At 75.5% G+C, this 18,347-nt stretch carries 21 protein-coding genes and 1 tRNA gene; 8 read left to right on the top strand and 14 right to left on the bottom strand.

The window, feature by feature from the left end:
• Positions 1-7: 7 nt before the first annotated feature.
• Positions 8-940 carry an aldo/keto reductase gene (locus SJY06_RS14000; RefSeq protein WP_380168153.1) on the top strand — a complete coding sequence of 311 codons (933 nt, stop codon included), beginning with the start codon at positions 8-10 and terminating at the stop codon, positions 938-940.
• A 22-nt stretch (positions 941-962) separates the two neighbouring features.
• Here the strand turns inward: SJY06_RS14000 and SJY06_RS14005 are convergent, their stop codons facing one another.
• A complete protein-coding gene (locus tag SJY06_RS14005) occupies positions 963-1,289 on the bottom strand; it encodes a DNA primase (RefSeq protein WP_380168154.1) in 327 nt (108 codons plus the stop codon).
• Between the two features lie 93 nt (positions 1,290-1,382).
• On the opposite strand from SJY06_RS14005, the gene SJY06_RS14010 reads away from it, so the two are divergent.
• Positions 1,383-1,589 (top strand): DUF5703 family protein, encoded by a 207-nt coding sequence (locus SJY06_RS14010; RefSeq protein WP_380168155.1) that lies wholly within the window; start codon positions 1,383-1,385, stop codon positions 1,587-1,589.
• Positions 1,590-1,631: 42 nt separating this feature from the next.
• Here the strand turns inward: SJY06_RS14010 and SJY06_RS14015 are convergent, their stop codons facing one another.
• Positions 1,632-2,945 (bottom strand): M20/M25/M40 family metallo-hydrolase, encoded by a 1,314-nt coding sequence (locus SJY06_RS14015; protein ID WP_380168156.1) that lies wholly within the window; start codon positions 2,943-2,945, stop codon positions 1,632-1,634.
• Between the two features lie 49 nt (positions 2,946-2,994).
• Positions 2,995-3,780, bottom strand: a complete 786-nt coding sequence (locus SJY06_RS14020) for a hypothetical protein (protein WP_380168157.1) — start codon at positions 3,778-3,780, stop codon at positions 2,995-2,997.
• Positions 3,781-3,920: 140 nt separating this feature from the next.
• On the opposite strand from SJY06_RS14020, the gene SJY06_RS14025 reads away from it, so the two are divergent.
• Positions 3,921-4,004 (top strand) — tRNA-Leu (locus SJY06_RS14025).
• A gap of 89 nt (positions 4,005-4,093) precedes the next feature.
• Here the strand turns inward: SJY06_RS14025 and SJY06_RS14030 are convergent.
• Complete coding sequence (locus SJY06_RS14030) at positions 4,094-4,798, bottom strand: GNAT family N-acetyltransferase (RefSeq protein ID WP_380168158.1); 705 nt, start codon at positions 4,796-4,798, stop codon at positions 4,094-4,096.
• Positions 4,799-4,890: 92 nt separating this feature from the next.
• Between SJY06_RS14030 and SJY06_RS14035 the strand changes: the two genes are divergently transcribed.
• Positions 4,891-5,298, top strand: coding sequence for a PPOX class F420-dependent oxidoreductase (locus SJY06_RS14035; RefSeq protein ID WP_380168159.1), 408 nt, complete (start codon positions 4,891-4,893; stop codon positions 5,296-5,298).
• Positions 5,299-5,310: 12 nt separating this feature from the next.
• On the opposite strand, the gene SJY06_RS14040 is transcribed toward SJY06_RS14035, so the two are convergent.
• Positions 5,311-6,207, bottom strand: a complete 897-nt coding sequence (locus SJY06_RS14040; protein ID WP_380168160.1) for a LysR substrate-binding domain-containing protein — start codon at positions 6,205-6,207, stop codon at positions 5,311-5,313.
• Positions 6,208-6,282: 75 nt separating this feature from the next.
• Between SJY06_RS14040 and SJY06_RS14045 the strand changes: the two genes are divergently transcribed.
• Complete coding sequence (locus tag SJY06_RS14045) at positions 6,283-6,492, top strand: hypothetical protein (RefSeq protein ID WP_380168161.1); 210 nt, start codon at positions 6,283-6,285, stop codon at positions 6,490-6,492.
• Between the two features lie 30 nt (positions 6,493-6,522).
• Here the strand turns inward: SJY06_RS14045 and SJY06_RS14050 are convergent, their stop codons facing one another.
• A complete protein-coding gene (locus SJY06_RS14050; RefSeq protein WP_380168162.1) occupies positions 6,523-8,088 on the bottom strand; it encodes an AMP-binding protein in 1,566 nt (521 codons plus the stop codon).
• A gap of 132 nt (positions 8,089-8,220) precedes the next feature.
• Between SJY06_RS14050 and SJY06_RS14055 the strand changes: the two genes are divergently transcribed.
• Together SJY06_RS14055 and SJY06_RS14060 are read left to right on the top strand one after the other, a co-directional pair.
• A complete protein-coding gene (locus tag SJY06_RS14055; protein ID WP_380168163.1) occupies positions 8,221-8,880 on the top strand; it encodes a class I SAM-dependent methyltransferase in 660 nt (219 codons plus the stop codon).
• Positions 8,877-9,263: an SRPBCC family protein gene (locus tag SJY06_RS14060; protein ID WP_380168164.1), complete on the top strand. Its 387-nt coding sequence runs from the start codon at positions 8,877-8,879 to the stop codon at positions 9,261-9,263. Before SJY06_RS14055 ends, SJY06_RS14060 begins: the two co-directional genes overlap by 4 nt.
• 147 nt (positions 9,264-9,410) lie before the next feature.
• On the opposite strand, the gene SJY06_RS14065 is transcribed toward SJY06_RS14060, so the two are convergent.
• From SJY06_RS14065 to SJY06_RS14090, 6 genes are read right to left on the bottom strand one after another with little or no spacing between them, the layout of a single operon-like run.
• Positions 9,411-10,235 carry a TrmH family RNA methyltransferase gene (locus tag SJY06_RS14065; RefSeq protein WP_380168165.1) on the bottom strand — a complete coding sequence of 275 codons (825 nt, stop codon included), beginning with the start codon at positions 10,233-10,235 and terminating at the stop codon, positions 9,411-9,413.
• A gap of 5 nt (positions 10,236-10,240) precedes the next feature.
• On the bottom strand, positions 10,241-11,032 hold the full coding sequence (locus tag SJY06_RS14070; RefSeq protein WP_380168166.1) for a sulfite exporter TauE/SafE family protein: 792 nt from the start codon (positions 11,030-11,032) through the stop codon (positions 10,241-10,243).
• Between the two features lie 30 nt (positions 11,033-11,062).
• A complete protein-coding gene (locus SJY06_RS14075; protein WP_380168167.1) occupies positions 11,063-12,652 on the bottom strand; it encodes a cryptochrome/photolyase family protein in 1,590 nt (529 codons plus the stop codon).
• Positions 12,645-13,889: an SPFH domain-containing protein gene (locus SJY06_RS14080; RefSeq protein ID WP_380168168.1), complete on the bottom strand. Its 1,245-nt coding sequence runs from the start codon at positions 13,887-13,889 to the stop codon at positions 12,645-12,647. Before SJY06_RS14080 ends, SJY06_RS14075 begins: the two co-directional genes overlap by 8 nt.
• Before the next feature lie 2 nt (positions 13,890-13,891).
• Positions 13,892-14,434, bottom strand: coding sequence for an NfeD family protein (locus tag SJY06_RS14085; protein WP_380168169.1), 543 nt, complete (start codon positions 14,432-14,434; stop codon positions 13,892-13,894).
• Positions 14,435-14,448: 14 nt separating this feature from the next.
• Positions 14,449-15,237, bottom strand: coding sequence for an ABC transporter ATP-binding protein (locus SJY06_RS14090; RefSeq protein ID WP_380168170.1), 789 nt, complete (start codon positions 15,235-15,237; stop codon positions 14,449-14,451).
• A gap of 35 nt (positions 15,238-15,272) precedes the next feature.
• On the opposite strand from SJY06_RS14090, the gene SJY06_RS14095 reads away from it, so the two are divergent.
• Complete coding sequence (locus SJY06_RS14095) at positions 15,273-16,073, top strand: hypothetical protein (protein WP_380168171.1); 801 nt, start codon at positions 15,273-15,275, stop codon at positions 16,071-16,073.
• 13 nt (positions 16,074-16,086) lie between these two features.
• Here SJY06_RS14095 and SJY06_RS14100 read toward each other — a convergent pair whose 3' ends face one another.
• Both SJY06_RS14100 and glgA read right to left on the bottom strand, forming a co-directional pair.
• Entirely contained in the window at positions 16,087-17,025 is a 939-nt protein-coding gene (locus SJY06_RS14100) for an exopolyphosphatase (RefSeq protein WP_380168172.1), read from the bottom strand.
• A 109-nt stretch (positions 17,026-17,134) separates the two neighbouring features.
• Positions 17,135-18,343, bottom strand: coding sequence for a glycogen synthase (glgA, locus tag SJY06_RS14105; RefSeq protein WP_380168173.1), 1,209 nt, complete (start codon positions 18,341-18,343; stop codon positions 17,135-17,137).
• Between the last annotated feature and the right edge of the window lie 4 nt (positions 18,344-18,347).

Here is an 18,347-nt window from a genome sequence, read left to right on the forward strand (position 1 = left end):
TGGAACCGTGGAGCACAGACCGGTCGGCAGCAGCGGCCTGACGACCTCGGCGCTCGGTCTGGGGACGCTGCACTGGGGCGCGGACACCGACGAGCACGAGGCCGGCGAGATCCTCGAGGTGTTCCTGGACGCGGGCGGGACCACGGTCGACACCACGGCCGGCATCGGCGCCGGCGAGGAGGTGCTGGGCGCGCTGGTCGGCTCGACCGTGCCCCGCGAGGCCCTGACGATCGTGGCCAAGGCCGGGGTCGACGGGGAGCTGAGCAGCCCGCGGGTGGACGTCTCGCGGGGGCGGCTGATGGCCTCGTTGGACCGCTCGCTGCGTCGGCTGGGAACCGACCACGTCGACCTGTGGCTGGTGCAGGCCTGGAGCCCGCACGTGCCGCTGGCCGAGACCCTGTCGGCGCTGCAGTGGGCGCAGCGGACGGGCCGGGCCCGCTACGTGGGCGTCAGCAACTACAGCGGCTGGCAGACGGCCCGCGCCGCGACCCTGGAGCCCGACCTGGTCGCCACCAGCGTCGAGTGGTCCCTGGTGGCGCGCGGGCCCGAGCGCGAGGTCGAGCCCGCCGCCCTGGCCCTGGGCCTGGGCGTGCTGGCCTGGAGCCCGCTGGGGCGGGGCGTGCTGACCGGCAAGTACCGGGTCGGCACCCCGGCCGACTCACGCGCGGCCGCGGCGCACCTGAGCAGCTTCGTGTCCCCGCACCTGACCTCCGGCGCACGCCGCGTCGTGGAGGCCGTGGTCACGGCCGCGGACGGCCTGGGCTGCTCCCCGCAGGCGCTGGCGCTGGCGTGGCTGCTCGACAAGGACGTGGTGGCCTCGGCCGTGACCGGTCCGCGGACCGCCGCGCAGCTGCGGGGCGCGCTGCCGGCGCTGGACGTCGAGCTGCCCGAGCAGATCGTCGGCGTGCTGGACGAGGTCTCGGACCCCCTCGCCCGCTGAGCGACGGTCGGCCCCGCCCGGCTCAGAGCCGGGGCGCCGGCTCCTCGTCCTGGTCGTCCTCGTCGTCGTCGTCCTCGTCGTCCTCGTCGTCCTCGTCCTCGTCGTCGTCGTCGTCGTCGTAGTCGTCGTCGTCCTCGTCCTCGTCGTCCTCGTCGGTGAGGTCGAACGGGGTGACCTCGTCGAAGGCGTCGAAGAGGGCGTCGTCGTAGGCGACGAAGGCCACGGCGAGCTCGTCGTAGGCGGCGACCACGCTCGGGTCCAGCTCGGACCGGCGGCCGGACGCGGCCTCGAAGTGACGCTGCAGGGCGACGACGAACTGGTCGAGTGCGGCGCGCGGGTCGGAGGCCATGACGGAACCGTAGCGCCGCAGGTCCCCCGGACGGCAGCCGGTTCTGGCGTGCCGTCCGATCCGGCCCGCCGGGAGGTGGCACCATCGACGGCGATGACCACCGTGACGCGTCCCCCGGCGGAGTTCGAGTACCGCGTCCTGGTCGTCGGCCGGGGCGCCGACCGCAGCCGGTTGCGCCAGGAGCTGACCGACGCGGCGGAGTACGGCAAGTGGGAGCTGGCCCGTACCCGCGTCTACGTCGGCGGCGCGCGCAAGATGTGGCTGCGCCGCCGCATCATCCGGGCCGCGCGCACCTTCTGACGCCGGCGCCCGGTCGCCGCCGCCGTGGGTCCGCGCTGCCGTTCAGCAGGTCCGGATGAACCGCCCCAGCGTGCGGGCGCCGAACTCCAGCGACGCCACGGGGACCCGCTCGTCGGTGCCGTGGAACAGCGACGCGAAGTCGAACCCGGCGGGCAGGCGGAGCGGCGCGAAGCCGAAGCCGCGGATGCCGAGGCGGTCGAAGTGCTTGTTGTCGGTGCCGCCGGACAGGCAGTAGGGCAGCACGGCGGACCCCGGGTCCTCCGCCTGCAGCGCCGCGGTCATGGCGTCGACCAGGGTCCCGTCCGCGGTCGTCTCCAGGGCGCGGTCCTCGTGGACGACCTCGATCTCGATGCCCTCGCCGGCCAGCTCGTGCACGGTGCGCATGACGTGGTCCCGGTCCCCCGGCAGGAACCGGCAGTCGACGAGCGCGCCGGCGCGGGCGGGGACGACGTTGTGCTTGTAGCCGGCCTGCAGCACGGTCGGCGTGGCGGTGTTCTGCGTCGTGGCCCGGATCCACCGGGCCGTGGTGCCCAGCTCGGCCTCCAGCGCCTCGGGGTCGTGCAGCGGCAGGGGCGAGCCGGACAGCTGTGCGTAGCCGTCGGCGAAGGCCTGCACGGACGCCGGCATCGCGGTGGGCCAGCGGTGCGCGCCGATGCGGGCCACGGCCGCCGCGAGCCGGGTGACGGCGTTGGCGTCGTGGACCTGCGAGCCGTGGCCCGGGCGCCCGGTCGCCGTGAGCCGCAGCCACAGCAGGCCCTTCTCGGCCACCTGGAGCAGGTAGGCGCGGTTGCCGGCCACCTCGACGCTGAAGCCACCGACCTCGCTGACGGCCTCGGTGACGCCCTCGAACAGCTCCGGCCGGTGCTCGACCAGGTGGCGGGCCCCCTTCATGCCGCCGGCCTCCTCGTCGGCCAGGAACGCCAGCACGACGTCGCGCGGCGGGCGCCGCCCGGCGCGGGTCATGGCCAGCACGTTGGCCAGGATCATCGCGTCCATGTCCTTCATGTCGACCGCGCCGCGGCCCCACAGCTCGCCGTCGACGACCTCGCCCGAGAACGGCGGCACCGCCCAGTCGCCGGCCTCCGGGGGCACGACGTCCAGGTGGCCGTGCAGCAGCAGCGCGTCGCGGGCCGGGTCCTCGCCCGACCAGCGGGCCACGACGCTGGCCCGGCCCGGCTCGCTCTCGACGAGCTCCGGCTCCAGCCCGGCGTCGCTCAGCAGGCCGGCCACGTGCTCGGCGGCCGCACGCTCCCCCGGCCCGGAGCCGTCACCGTAGTTGGACGTGTCGATCCGGAGCAGGTCGGCGCAGATGCCGGTCACGAGCTCGTCGGCGGTCGGGGCGGTCTGCTCGCTCATGCCTCGCACCCTACGTGCCGCCCAGGGTGGCCCCCGGTGGCCCCGGCGGTCAGCGGGTGCGCTCGGTGACGGTGCGGCGCAGCTCGTCGCGGGCGTCGGCCACCGTCTGCGCGGCGTCGGGCAGACCGGGCTGCTCCACGCCGCCGGTCCGCAGCGACACCTCGGTGTCGAGGGAGTCGCGCAGCCGCAGCAGCGCCTCGGACAGGGCGTTGAGGTCGGCCGCGCGGGCGGGGCGCCGCTCCTCGTTCGCCGCGGCCCACACCCGGCGGTCCAGGTCGTCGAAGCGTCGCGCGCCGTCCTGCCAGCGCGCGGCCAGCGTCACCGGGTCCAGGGCCCGGTCCTGCACCGCGGGCACCACCCGCTCGTCGAGCCAGCGGGCCTCTCCCGTGAGCTCGTGCCACAGCGCCGCCCAGGCCAGCTCGACCGCCTTGGCCCGGCGCAGCGCCACCGCGGCCGCGACCAGGCCGACGACGGCCAGCAGCACCAGCAGCCAGCCCCACCACGGGACGCCACCGGCGGCCGCCGCGACGTCGTCGACCAGGCCGGGCTCGGTGGAGGCCCCCGGCGAGGCCGGCTCGGACGCCGGCGTCGTGGGGACGGGCGCGGCCAGCTCGTCGCTGGGCTCCTCACCGGGCGGGGCCGCCGTCTCGTCCGGGCTGACGGGCGCGGCGCTGGGCAGCTCGGTCGGGACGCCCTCCGGCAGCTGGGTGGGCACCGTGACGGGCAGGTCCGAGGGCACCTCCGACGGCACCCCGCCGGGCAAGCCGTCGCACCCTCCGGCCGAGGCCATGACCACGGTGGTCATGACGGCGAGGGCGAGCAGCTTGGGCGACATTGGGACCTCCTGGACGGGCGGTGTACCCACCCAACCTGCCATGGACGGCGGGGACCAGCAGGTGTGCCCGGCGATTCGCCTGCGTGCTATCTTTCCGGTCGCGCTCGTCCCGGCAGAAGCATGCCCGGGGCGGTCCACTCGTCCGGGTGGCGGAATTGGCAGACGCGCTAGCTTGAGGTGCTAGTCCCCTAACGGGGGTGGGGGTTCAAGTCCCCCCTCGGACACACGAGGCAAGACGCACGGGAGCAGCCGTGCGAGCACGGTCGGGCCGGGTCCTCAGGACCCGGCCCTCGTCGTCTCCCGGCTGACCGCCTCACCTGTTGCCGCGCACCTCGGGCCAGCGGTCGACGTCCCACCACACGTCCTCGCCCAGGCCGGCCGCCTGCCGCAGCAGGCCGACGACCTCGGGGTCCTCCGCGGCGCCCGGCCCCTCGTAGGTGGCGTAGTAGTCGCGCAGGAACTCCGCCGGCGCCACGGGCTCGCCCGCCCCGCGTCGCAGCCGGAGCAGCAGCATCCCCGTGCCGCGGCCGGGCCCGCCCGGCAGGGACGGCTGGACGTAGGGCAGCCCGGCGAGCCGGGCGCCGTGGCGGGCGTAGAAGCGCAGCCTGGCCCGCGGGTCCCCGCCCAGGGCGTCGGCCGGCCACACGGCGGGGTCGTCGACCTCCGCCAGCACCGTGGGCTCCGGCTCGTCGCCCCACCACGTGGGCAGGGCCTGCTCGAGCAGCCGGGTGCCCAGACCCGCGCCGCGGACCGTGTCGGACACCGACAGGTAGGACAGCAGCAGCGCCCGCCGCCGGCAGAACCACTCGCCCAGCATCACGGCCACGGGCCGGTCCCCGGCCAGCAGCACCGTCGACGGCGAGCTCCCCCCGGGCCCGTGGCCGGCGCGCAGGTCTGCCGGCGACAGCAGCTCCTCGGGGCGGAACACCGGCGCCAGGAGCGTCGCGTGGACCGCGGCCACCGTCGCCTCGTCGAGGTCGCCGACCGTGACGGTGGCGTACTGCTGGTCCGGCTGCATCTGCTCGCCCCTCCCGCCGGGGCGGCTCCCTGCGCCCTCGGGTGGGTGGACACTAGCCAGACCCGACCGACCGTCCCCACCTGGAGGCCGCCGTGCCCGTCCCCCCGATGCCCGACGACGTGGCGGAGCTGTTCGCCCGGCCCAACCCCGCCGTGATGGCCACGATCGCCGCCGACGGGCGCCCGGTCACCGTGGCCACCTGGTACCTGGTGGAGGACGACGGCACGGTGCTGCTGGGCCTGGACGCCGGCCGCGCCCGCCTCAAGCACCTGGCGAAGGACCCGCGGGTCTCGCTCACCGCGCTGGCCGGGGACGACTGGTACACCCACGTCAGCGTCCAGGGCCGGGTCGTCTCCACCCGCCCCGACGAGGGCCTGGCCGACATCGACCGGCTGGCCCGCCACTACACCGGCCAGGCGTACGCCAACCGCGACTCGCCCCGCGTCAGCGTGCACGTGCAGGTCGAGCGCTGGCACGGCTGGGGCGCCGCGAAGGACTGAGCCCGGCCGTGCTCAGGCGAACGGAGCGGCCACGTGGCCGGCCCGTGCCTGCTCCAGGACGTGGTCTCGGAACAGCACCGCCGAGGGCAGCATCCGGCGCGACTCCGACCACACCAGCCCGAGCTCGCGGGTCGCACCCCGGTCGGTGAGGCCCACCACGTCGCAGCGGTCCCCGACGCCCGAGGCCGGCACCAGCGCCACGCCGAGCCCGGCGGCCACGAAACCCTGCACGGTGGCCAGGTCGTCGGCCTCGAACGCCACCTCCGGCTCGACGCCAGCCGCGGCCAGCAGCTCGTCGTGCGAGCGTCGGAACGGTGAGGGGCCCCGCATGACGACGAAGTGCTCGTCACCCGCCGCGGCCAGCGCCACCGCGCCGCCGCCGGCCAGCCGGTGCCCGACCGGCACGACCAGCACGAGCGGCTCGCTGAGCAGGCGGGCCCAGCGTAGACCGGGCGCGCCGGGCCGGCGGCTGGCCAGCTGCAGGTCCACCGGGCCACCCTCGGGCTGCGGGCCGTCCAGCACGGCGGTGCTGCGTAGCAGCCGCACCCTGACCCCGGGGTGGTCGACCCGGAAGCCCCGCACCAGCTGCGGCAGCAGCCAGGTGCCCATCGAGCGTTCGAAGGCCACGCCGACCACGCCGGTCTCCGGGTCGAGCAGCTGCTCGACCGCGGCCAGGCCGTCGTCCAGCTCGTGCAGCGCGACGTCGACGTGCCGCTTGAACGCGGCACCGGCCTCCGTCAGGCGCAGCGTGCGGCCCTGCTTGCGCAGCAGCGGGGTGCCGACCTCGGCCTCCAGGCGGGCCAGGGCGCGGGACAGGCCGGGCTGGCTGATGTGCTCCACCTGGCTCACCTCGGTCACGGTCACCCCGTCGGCGACCTGCTGGAACCAGCGCAACGCCTCCGTCTCCATCCCATGACGCTAGCGCATCGATCCTGTCCGTAACAGTCATTGGACGCATCGGGCCAGGTCACGGACACTTACGGCATGACGAACCTGACGACCATCTGGACCGCCACCCGCGACGACCTGCGTTCGCGCCGTGAGCGCCGCGCCGAGGACCGTCGGCTGCAGCGCGAGCTCGCGGCCTACAGCTCGCCGTCCGACCGGGCCGAGCTGGACGCGATCCTCGCCCGCCACCCGGCCGACGCCGTCGCCCCGCTCGAGGACATCCTCAACCGCCAGCGCGCCGCCTGAGCCGACCTGCCCCCGGCGGCGCGCCACGCGTCAGGCCGGGTCCGCGAGCTCCTGCCGCAGCACCCGACGCAGGATCTTGCCCGAGGCGGACTTCGGGATCGCCTCGACCACCAGCAGCCGGTGCAGGTGCTTGTACGTCGCCGTCCGCTCCGCGACGAAGGCCATGACGTCCTCGGCCGTGGCCTGCGCGCCCGCCTTGAGCACGACGTGCCCGACCGGCAGCTCGCCCGCCTGCTCGTCGACCACCCCCACCACCGCGGCGTCGGCGACGTCGGGGTGGGTGAGCAGCAGCGCCTCCAGCTCCGCCGGCGCCACCTGGAACCCCTTGACCTTGATCAGCTCCTTGAGCCGGTCCACCACGAACAGGTACCCGTCGGCGTCCACGTGGCCGATGTCCCCGGTGCGCAGCCAGCCGTCGGCCGTGAGCGTCGCCGCCGTCGCCTCGACGTTGTTCAGGTAGCCCGCCATCACCTGCGGGCCCCGCACCCACAGCTCGCCGTCGGCGTCCACGCCCAGGTCCTCCCTCGTGGCGGGGTCCACCACCCGGTGCTCGGTCCCGGCCACCGCGACCCCGACGGACCCGGCCCGGTACTGCCCGGGCCGCGTGAAGTGCGAGACCGGTGACATCTCCGTCATGCCGTAGCCCTGCACGATCTCGACCCCCAGCCGGGCGGACGCCTCGGCCGCGAGCTCGGCCGACAGCGGCGCGGCGCCGGACACCACCTGCACCAGCGAGGACAGGTCCACCCCGTCCACGGCCGGGTGCTTGGCCAGCGCGACCACGATGGGCGGCGCCACGAACGAGCGCGTCACCCGGTGCGTCTCGTGCAGCTGCAGGAACTGCTGCAGGTCGAAACGCGGCATGGTGACGATGGTCGCCCCGGCGACCAGGCCGACGTTCATGACGACGTTCATGCCGTAGATGTGGAAGAACGGCAGCACGCCCATGAACACCTCGCCCTCGCCCGTGCCGAGGATGTCCGCGGTCTGGGCGACGTTGGCGACCAGGTTGCGGTGGGTGAGCATGACGCCCTTGGGCAGGCCCTGCGTGCCCGAGGAGTAGGGCAGCGCGACGACCGCGTCCGTGCCCACGGCCACCTGCTCGGCCAGCGGCTCGGCCATGAGCGAGGTCAGCGGGACCGCGTCGGCGCCCTCGGGGACCTCGCCCATGACGACCACCTGCTCGACCGCGGTGCCGTGCGCGGCGGCGGTGGCCGTGGCCAGGAACGCGGGGACCGTGACGAGCAGGCGCGCGCCGGAGTCCCGCAGCTGCTGGCCTACCTCGTGGGCGGTGTAGGTCGGGTTGATGGTCGAGATCGTGCCCCCGGCGAAGGCCACGCCGTGGAACACCACCGCGTACTCCGGCACGTTGGGCGCCATCAGGGCCACGGCGTCGCCGGGCGCGTGGCCTCGGGCCAGCAGGCCACCGGCCAGCGACCGGACGCCGGCGTCGAGGTCGGCGTAGGTCAGCACCCGCCCGGTCGGGCCGTCGACCAGCGCGGGGCGGTCGGCCAGCTCGGCGGCCCGGCCCAGCACGTACGGCGTGAGCAGGACGTCGGGGACGTCGACGGCGGGGACGGGCGTGGGCAGGTTCACGGGCGGGCTCCTCGTCGAGCGACCGGACGACCGGGTGTCCCCGGCCGTGGGCACCCATGTAACCCCACCCGTGCGCCCGCGGCACGGCGCACGCGGGCGGCGGCGCAGCCGGACGGGTGCCACCATGGCCAGGTGCCAGCCACCGACGCCGCGACCGCCCGCCGGGTGAGCCCTCCCGACCCGTGGGGCGCGGCCGCGGCCCGCTACCGCTGGCAGGAGCCGCTGGAACGACGCAGCCTGCGGGCCATGCTGGCCGTGCTGGCCCCGCGCTCGTCGGAGACCGTGCTGGACCTGGGCAGCGGGGTGGGCCACGTGCCGCGGCTCCTGGCCCGGGACGCCGCCGCCCCCACGCTGGTGGTGGAGCGCAGCCACCGCATGCTGGCCGCGGGCGACTTCGCCGGGGCCGTGCCGCTGCGCGCCGACGTGACCCGGCTGCCCCTGGACGACGGCTCGGTCGACGTCGTCACCGCCGCGTGGGTGCTGCACGTGCTCCCGCCGGCCGACCGCGAGCAGGCCGTGGCCGAGGTGGCGCGGGTGCTGCGGCCCGGGGGCCGGCTCGGCGCGGTCGTGCCCGCCGTGCCGCGCACCGGCGCGCAGGTCCTGGCCCGGCGCCTGGCCCGCGCCGGCGCCCGGGCGGGCGGGCTGGCCGCGTTCGCGGTGCCGCACGACCTGCCCGCCCTGCTGACCGACCACGGCCTGCAGGTGCGCCACCACCGCCGGACCGGGCGCGGCTACCTGGCCGACGTCGTCGTCTGCACCCGCGCCGCGTCCGCCCCGGGCCGGCCCGGGTGAGGCCCGCGGTCGCCCGCGCCAGCGGCCCCGTGCACCCCGACGAGGCCTGGGACCGCTACGCCCGCCCCGACCGGTGGTCGCAGTGGTCGCCCCAGGTCCGCCAGGTGCACACGGACTCCGACGTGATCGTGGCCGGCTCGGCCGGAACGGTCCGCACCCTGGGCGGGGCCGAGGTGCGCTTCGTGGTGCTCGACGTCGACCCGCGTGCCCGGTCCTGGAGCTGGCGGGTGCGCGTCGGGCCCGTGGCCATGGTGCTCGAGCACCACCTGCAGGCCCGGCCCGAGGGCGGCACCCGGGCCGAGGTCGTCATCCACGGCGCGTGGGCCGTGGCCCGGCTCTACCGGCTGCCCGCCACCCTGGCCCTGCACCGGCTCGTGCACTGACGGCGCCCCCCACGCCCGCACGCCGCCCCCGAACGCCGCCCCGCACGCCGTCGCCGTACCGACCAGCGACACCCGAGGCGCCCAGGGCGGTCCCCGCCCGCCCGGCCGGCGTGTCGTGTCGCCGGCCGGTACGCGAAGGCGGCCGGCTCAGCGGACCCGCGTCGCCCAGAACGCCACCGCGGCGGCGCTGGCCACGTTGAGCGAGTCGACCCCGCCCGCCATCGGGATGCGTACGACCCGGTCCACCGCGGCGACCGTGCCCGCGCGCAGGCCGTGCCCCTCGGTGCCGAGCACCCAGGCCAGCCGCTCGGGCGGGTCCGCGGCGAAGTCGTCGAGGTCCTCCGCCCGGTCGTCCAGGGCCAGCGCGGCGACGGTGAACCCGGCCGAGCGCAGGTCCGCGAGCCCACCCGGCCACGGCTCGATGCGGGTCCACGGCACCTGGAACACCGTGCCCATCGACACCCGCACGCTGCGGCGGTACAGCGGGTCCGCGCAGCGGGGCGTGACCAGGACGGCCTCCACCCCCAGGGCCGCGCAGCTGCGGAACACCGCGCCGACATTGGTGTGGTCGACCACGTCCTCCAGCACCACCAGGCGGCGGACGCCGGCGACCACGTCGGACACCGGCGGCGGCACCGGGCGGTGCATCGAGGCCAGCGCCCCGCGGTGCAGGTGGAAGCCGGTGATCTGCTCCAGCAGCGGCTCCTCGGCCACCAGCACCGGCGCCCCCTGCTGCTCGGCGGCGGTGAGGACGTCGGGGATCTCGGGCAGCCAGCGCGGGGCCACCAGCACCGAGCGGAAGCGGTGCCCGGCGGCCAGCGCCCGCCGGATCACCTGCGTGCTCTCGGCCATGAAGAGGCCCTCGGCGGGCTCCCGGACGCTGCGCAGGCGGACGTCGGTCAGCTGGGTGTAGTCCCGCAGCCGCGGGTCGTCCGCGCTGGTCAGCACCTCCGGGAGGGCGTCGTCGCTCACGGCCCTCAGCCCGCCACGAGCGACACGATGGCCACCACCCCGACGACGACGATGACCCCGCGCAGCAGCACGGACGGCAGCCGCCGACCGATCCTGGCCCCGATCAGACCACCGAGGACGGAGCCGACCGCGACGGCGGCCACGACCGGCCACACCACCCGCTCGGGCGCGACGAGCACGAACACGACGGCAGCCACGGCGTTGACCGAGCCCGACAGCAGGTTCTTGAGCCCGTTGAGCCGCTGCAGGTCCTCGTCCAGCACCGCGCCGAGCCCACCCATCAGCAGGACACCCTGCGCGGCGCCGAAGTAGCCGCCGTAGACGCCGGTGGCGGCGGTGATCGGGACGGCCGCCAGGTAGCGGTCGTGGTGCCGGCCGCGGGCGTCCAGCGCGGCCCCGTCGGCAGCGGCGGCCTCCCGCCGCCGCCGCAAGCCCGCCTGCAGCCGGGGCTGCACGACGACCAGGATGAGGGCGACGGCGATCAGCACGGGCACCACGGCCTGGAACGCGGACTCCGGCAGCACCAGCAGCAGCACGGCCCCGACGAGCCCGCCGACCACGCTGGCCGGCAGGAGCCGCATGATGCGGCCCCGCTGCCCGACCAGCTCGCGCCGGTAGCCCCAGGCCCCGGTGAACGACCCGGGCACCAGGCCCAGGTTGTTGGTGATGTTGGCCGTCAGCGGCGGCAGCCCGATGGCCAGCAGCAGCGGGAACGAGATCAGGGTGCCGCTGCCGACGATGGTGTTGATGGTGCCGGCGGCGATGCCGGCCAGCGCGGCGATCAGCAGGTCCGGCACGTGCGGCGACGCTACTGCACCGCGCCGGCCTCAGGGCGCGGCGTCACCCCGCTCGGCCTCCTGGGCCAGCAGGGCGTCGCGGTCGGTCAGCCGGTCGAGCCCGGACACGGCCCGCGAGGTGCGCGGGTTGCGGCCCATCCGGTCCCGGTGCCGGTCGACGAAGGCCCAGTAGCCGGCCGTGAACGGGCAGGCCTTCTCGCCCACCCGCACCTTGGGGTCGTAGACGCAGCCCTTGCAGTGGTCGCTCATCCGGTCGATGTACGCCCCGCCCGCGGCGTAGGGCTTGGTCGCCATCACGCCGCCGTCGGCGTGCAGGGCCATGCCGACCACGTTGGGCACCATCACCCAGTCGTAGCCGTCCACGAAGCTGCGGTGGAACCAGTCGGTCGTGGCCTGCGGGTCGTAGCCGTGCTGCAGGGCCCAGTTGCCCAGCAGCATCAAGCGCGGGATGTGGTGCGCCCAGCCGTCCTCGCGGACCGAGGCCAGCACGTCGGACAGGCACGCCGCCCTGACGGTCCCGTCGGCGTCCAGGTCGGCGAACCAGGCGGGCAGCGGCGTCGTGGCGCGCAGGTCGTTGCGGTCGCGGTAGTCCTCGCCCTGCTGCCAGTACAGGTGCCAGACGTAGTCGCGCCAGCCCACCACCTGCCGGACGAAGCCCTCGACGCTGGCCAGCCGGGCGCCCTCCGACAGCCGGTCCGTCGCGGCCCGGGCGACGTCGACGGGGTCCAGCAGGCCCAGGTTGATCGGCACCGACAGCAGCGAGTGGGCCATCCACCGGTCGCCGTGCAGCATGGCGTCCTCGTACGGGCCGAACGCCTCCAGCCGGTGCTCGAGGAAGTGCGCCAGAGCGGCCCGCGCCTCGGTGGCCGTGACGGCGAACCGGCGCGGGCCGTCCTCGCCCACGAAGCGCACCCCGTCGGCGGCCATGGCGTCCAGGTCGTGGCGGACCTGCGCGTCGACGTCGTCCTCCTCCGGCCACCACGGCTCGGCCAGGTCCACGGCGTCCGACAGCTGCGCGGCCTTGCGCGGGGGCCGCTCGCGGTTGTCCTCGTCGAAGGACCACTGCCCGCCCACGGGGCCGCCGTCGGGCTCGACCAGCAGGCCGAGGCGGCGCCGCTGCCGGCGGTACCAGTCGTCCTGCAGCAGCCGGCGCCGGCCGCGCTCGTCGACCCAGCGGGCGAACTCGTCGTGCCCGGCGGCGAAGCCCCGGGCCTGCACCGGCACGACCGAGCCGGCCCCGGGACCGACGTCGCCCGCGGCCAGGCGCCGGACGAGCCGGCGCGCGGGCCACGTCGTGGGGTCGCAGACCGACACCGGGTCGGCCGGGCCGACCCCGGCCTGCGCGAGGCCCTCGACGTAGGTGTCGGCCCGGACCAGCCGGGCCCGGTCCCCCAGCTCCTGGGCCCGGTGGCGCAACGCCGACAGGACGAGGTGGGCCTTGCGGCGGTGGAACGGCCGACGCCGGAAGACCGACGCGGCCTCCACCAGCAGGACCTGGGCGTCGCCGTCGTCGAGGAAGTGGTCGCCGAGCTGGTCGGCGAAGCACCAGCGGGTCGAGCCGGGGTCGCGGTGGGGCAGGTCCAGCCCCAGCAGGTCGGCCCCGCGGTCGGCCTCAGCCAACCGGTCCGCCGGACGGCGGGGTGCCCGGGCCCTGCGGCTGCCCCGGCTCGGGGTAGCCCTGCTGGGGGTAGCCCTGCTGGGGGTAGCCCTGCTGGGGGTCCTCCGGCAGCGTCGGCGGGGCCTGCGGCGCGGCCGCCGGGGCGGGCGGTTCGGCCGGGGCGTCGGCGGCCGGGCGCGCGGCCCGACGCGCGCTGGTCTTCTCCTCGGCGAGCCGGGCCTCACGGGAGGCGTCGGCGGCCTCGGCCTTGGCCCGCTCCAGCGCGGCCTGCGGGTCCTCCAGCTCCGGCACGTCCATGTCGTCGTCGTTGCCCGGGGTGCCCACCGTCGGCTGGCCCAGGAAGCCGCCGGTGTCCTCGGCCCGGCCGCCGATGGCGCGACCGATGCCGCCGAGGGCCTCGGTCAGCTCGCTGGGGATGATCCACATCTTGTTGGACTGGCCGCGGGCGATCTGGGGCAGCATCTGCAGGTACTGGTAGGCCAGCAGCTTGTCGTCCGGGTTGCCCTTGTGGATGGCCTCGAACACCTGGAGGATCGCGCGGCTCTCGCCCTGCGCCTTGAGGATGGCGGACTGGGCCTGGCCCTCGGCGGTGAGGATGGCCGACTGCTTCTCGCCCTCGGCGGTGAGGATGGCCGACTGCTTGACGCCCTCCGCGGTGAGGATCGTGGCGCGGCGGTCGCGCTCGGCGCGCATCTGCTTCTCCATCGAGTCCTGCACGCTGGCGGGCGGGTCGATGGCCTTGAGCTCGACGCGGTTGACGCGGATGCCCCACTTGCCGGTCGCCTCGTCCAGCACGCCGCGCAGCTGGCCGTTGATCTGGTCGCGGCTGGTCAGGGTCTGCTCGAGGTCGAGCGAGCCGATGACGTTGCGCAGCGTGGTGACGGTCAGCTGCTCGATGCCCTGAATGAAGTTGGCGATCTCGTAGGTGGCCGACTTGGCGTCGTTGACCTGGAAGTAGATGACCGTGTCGATGCTGACGACGAGGTTGTCGGACGTGATCACCGGCTGGGGCGGGAAGCTGACGACCTGCTCGCGCAGGTCGACCGTGGCCCGGGGCCGGTCGATGAACGGCACCAGGAAGTGCAGGCCGGCGCCGAGCGTCTTCTGGTACTTGCCCAGGCGCTCGATGATCACCTCGGTGGCCTGCTGCACGATGCGGACCGCCCGGATCACGGTGACCGCCGCGACGACGATCAGCAGGATCAGGACGATCGTGGTCAGTACCTGTGTGAATCCCACGCTCATTGCTCCATCGGTGGTGGTGTCCGGCCCGGCTCGTCACCGGCGCCCGGGTCGTGCTGCTGGGGGTGGGGCTCCGCGGGCCGCTCGGCGGGCTGCTCGGCCCGGACCAGCGCGGTCGCCCCCTCGATCCGCACCACGACGACGTCGACGTCGGCGTCGATGCGGCTGCCGCGGTCGGCGGTGCGCGCGGTCCAGGTCTCGCCGCTCAGCTTGACCTGCCCGCCCCGGTCGTCCACCACGCTCAGGGTCAGCGCGGGTCGACCGGTCAGCGCGTCGACGTTGGTGGGCTGGTCGGGGTTGGACCGCATCGCCCAGCGCTTGAGGTAGGGCCGCACCAGCAGCAGCCCGAGCAGGCTCACCCCGGTGAAGACGAAGGCCTGCACGGTGAACGAGAAGCCGAGCCCGGCGGCCAGGGCCGCGGCCAGGGCGCCCGCGACCAGCATCGAGAACACGAAGTCCAGGGCCGTGAGCTCGAGCAGCCCGAGCACCAGCGCACCGGCCACCCAGAGCAGCCACTGCGACTCCCGCAGGAACTCCTGCACGGCGTCCCCCTCCGTCAGCGGACCGCGCGTGCGGCCCAGCGCCCCTCGTCGACCTGCAGGTCGAGCGCGATGCCGAAGGTATCCGACAGCGCGGTCGCCGTCAGCACCAGATCGAGCGGACCCGCGACGACGACCTCGCCGCCGCGCAGCAGCAGGACGTGGTCGAAGCCCGGCGGGATCTCCTCCACGTGGTGGGTCACGAGCACGGTCGTCGGGGCGGCCGCGTCGCGGGCCAGGACCGACAGACCGGCCACCAGGTCCTCCCGGCCGCGCAGGTCGAGCCCGGCGGCGGGCTCGTCGAGCAGCAGCAGCTCGGGGTCGGTCATCACCGCCCGCGCCACCAGGACCCGCTTGCGCTCGCCCTCCGACAGCGTCCCGAACGTCCGCTCGCCGAGACCGGTCACGCCGAAGGCGGCCAGCAGGGCGTCGGCCCGCTCGACGTCGACGCTCTCGTAGTCCTCGCGCCAGCGACCGAGGACGCCGTGGGCGGCGGTGAGCACCACGTCGCGCACGCGCTCGCGGCCGGGGACCTGGGCGGCCAGCGACGCGCTGCTCAGCCCGATCCGCGGGCGCAGGTCGGCCACGTCGGTCTCGCCCAGGGTCTCCCCCAGCACGGTGGCCCGGCCCTCGCTGGGGAAGGTGCGGGCGGCCATGACGTCGAAGAGCGTGGTCTTGCCCGCGCCGTTGGGCCCGAGCACCACCCACCGCTCGCCCTCGCCCACGGCCAGGTCCACGTCACGCAGCAGGTGGTTGCCGCTGCGGACGACCCCGACGGCATCAAGGTCGACGACGGCGTCCGGCATGCGAGCAACCGTAGCGGGGCGCCTACCCTGCTCGCGTGACCATCCCCCGCTCGGCGTTGCTCGCGGCCTGGGCCGGGGCCGTGGCCGCGGGCCGGGCCCGCGTGGGCGACGCCCTGGAGGCCGTGGCCGGCGACGACGAGCCGCACGAGGTGCAGCCGGCCCCCGGGTTCGTGGCCCCGCCGTCCCTGCCCGTGCCCGACCCGGGCTACCTGTCGGACCTGCTCGTGCTGCTGGGCGCGGCCGGGGAGCGCTCCCCCGTGACGGTGCGCTGCGTCCTGCCGGTGCCCGGGGACGTGCTGGGGGTGCCGGGGCCGGGCGACCTGCAGGCGGCGGCCGTGACGGCCGGCGAGTGCGTGGTGCTGGCCGGGCTGCCCGACGGCGACGGGTCGCTGGCCCTGGTGCCCGAGGTCGAGGAGTTCGGCCCCGCCGACGACGTCGGTGTGCACGTCCGCTGGCAGGCCCACCGCGCCGAGCCGCTGCCGGGCACACCGCTGGCCAGCAGCGTCGCCGAGGCCGACATGGCCTTCCGGCTCGCGCTGGCCGAGGCGACGACCGCGCTGGAGGGCCTCGACCTGTCCAGCTGGCGCCCCGACGCGACGGCGGGCCTGCGGGGGCGGCGAGACGACGACGGGCAGCCGCTGCCGCCGACCCTGGGCCCGCGGTCGCTGCGGCTGCTGACCCGCGCCGAGCGGGTGCTGGCCATCCTGGCCGTGGCCGAGGCCGACCACGGCGGCGTCGTCACCGGCTGGGAGGCCGGTCGGCGCAGCGAGCAGCTGACGGCGCTGTCACGGGCCACGCGGGCCGCGGTGGTCGCCGCCGTCAGCCTGCCCGGCTGAGGTCGGTCGCGCCTCAGACCAGGGCGGCGCGCTCCGAGCGGACCGCGTCGACGACCTCGCCCAGCACGCGCTCGGCGTCCTCGTGCGCGACCTGGCAGGTGCCGGCGGCGTGGTGCCCGCCGCCGCCGTAGGACAGCGCCACCGCGCCCACGTCGACCGGCGAGGTCCGGTCCAGGATGGACTTGCCGATGGCCAGGACGGTGTTCTGCTTGCCCTTGCCCCACAGCACGTGGACCGACACCCGGGCCTGCGGGAACAGGGCGTAGACCATGAACCGGTTGCCCGCGTGGATGACGTCCTCCTCGCGCAGGTCGACCACGGCCACGTCGCCGTGCAGCGTGGTCACCCGGCGAAGCCGCTCGACGAACAGCGTCTCCTGCGCGCGGTAGAGCTCGGCGCGCTCGGCGACGTCCGGCAGGGCGAGGATCTCCTCGACGTCCTGGTGCTCGGTGCACCAGTCGATCAGCTGCATCATCAGCTGGTAGTTGCTGATCCGGAAGTCGCGGAAGCGGCCCAGCCCGGTGCGGCTGTCCATGAGGAAGTTGAGCAGGGTCCAGCCCTGCGGGTGCAGCACGTCGTCCAGCTCGTACTGCGCGGAGTCGGCCTGGTCCACGGCCCGCATCAGCCCGTAGGACACGTGCTGGAAGCGCTCGGGACCGCCGTAGTGGTCGAAGACCACGCGCGCCGCCGACGGCGCCGAGGCGATGATCACGTGGTTGTCGGCCGTGCCCCCGGTCCGCAGCTCCTCCGAGTGGTGGTGGTCGAAGACCAGGTGCGCGGCCGGGGCGTACGGCAGGTTGGTGAGGATGTCGCCGGGGCCCACCTCGACCAGGCCGTCCTGCACGTCCTTGGGGTGCACGAACAGGACGTCGTCGATCAGGTCGAGCTGACGCAGCAGGACGGCGCACACCAGGCCGTCGAAGTCGCTTCGGGTGACGAGTCGGTAGCGCACGGTGGTCCTGTCCGTCGGGTCGCGTCCCGGCGGGCACCGGGTCGTGACCCTCCATCGGCCGCCCGGACCGCCGCCTTGAGCCCCCGGACGGGCGAGGCCGCCGGCGCCGTCAGCCGCGAGGCGCCAGCGCCCGCTCGTAGACCGCGAGCGTGCGCTGCGCGACGGTCGTCCACGAGAACTCCTCGGTGGCCCGCCGCCGTCCCGCCTCGCCGTAGGCCCGGGCGCGGGCCGGGTCGCTGACCGCCTCGCGCAGGGTCGCGGCGAGGTCGGCCACGTAGCGGTCCGGGTCCACGGGGGTGCCCGTGCCGTCGCCCAGCTGCTCGATCGGGACCAGCCACCCGGTGACCTCGTGCTGGACGACCTCGGGGATGCCGCCGGTCGCGGTGCCGACCACCGCGGCCCCGCACGCCATGGCCTCGAGGTTGACGATGCCGAGCGGCTCGTAGACCGAGGGGCAGACGAAGACGGTGGCGTGGCTGAGCACCTGGCACACCTGCGCGCGCGGAAGCATGTCCTCGACCCACACCACGCCGTCGCGCCCGGCGCGCAGGTCGGCGACCAGCTGCTTGACCTCGGCCATGATCTCCGCGGTGTCCGGCGCCCCGGCGAGCAGCACGACCTGGACCTCCGGCGGCAGCGCCGCGCAGGCGCGCAGCAGGTAGGGCAGGCCCTTCTGCCGGGTGATCCGGCCGACGAACACGACGGCCGGCCGGGCGGGGTCGATGCCCAGGCGCGTGACGACGTCGGTGCCCTCGTCCCGCACCCAGTCGGTGGTGTCGATGCCGTTGTGGACCACCTCGACCGCCGCCGGGTCCAGGAACTCGTAGCTGCGCAGGATGTCGTCACGCATGGCGCTGCTGACCGCGATGATCCGGGCCGCGTCGCGGTAGGACGACGACTCGGCCCAGCCCGACACCTTGTACCCGCCGCCGAGCTGTTCGGCCTTCCACGGCCGCAGCGGCTCCAGGCTGTGCGCCGTGATCACGTGGGGTGCCCCGGTCAGCTTGGAGGCCAGGTCGCCGGCCAGGTTGGCGTACCAGGTGTGGGAGTGCAGCACGTCCGGCGCCGGGTCCTGCTCGGCCAGCGCCGCCGCGATGCGCAGGTCCACCCCGAGCGTGCGCAGCGCCGCGTTGGCGCCGGCCAGCTCGACGGGTTCGGTGTGCCCGTGCACGCCCGGGGCCGGCTCGGGCTCGCCGAACGCGTGGACGGACACGTCGACGCCCGAGGCCCGCAGCGCCCGGGTCAGCTCCACCGCGTGCACGCCCGCACCGCCGTAGACCGCCGGTGGCCACTCCTTCGTGATCACTGTGATCTTCACTCGG

This window comes from Jannaschia sp. R86511 (assembly GCF_042466345.1).
Lineage (GTDB): Bacteria > Actinomycetota > Actinomycetes > Actinomycetales > JBBAYJ01 > Aquipuribacter.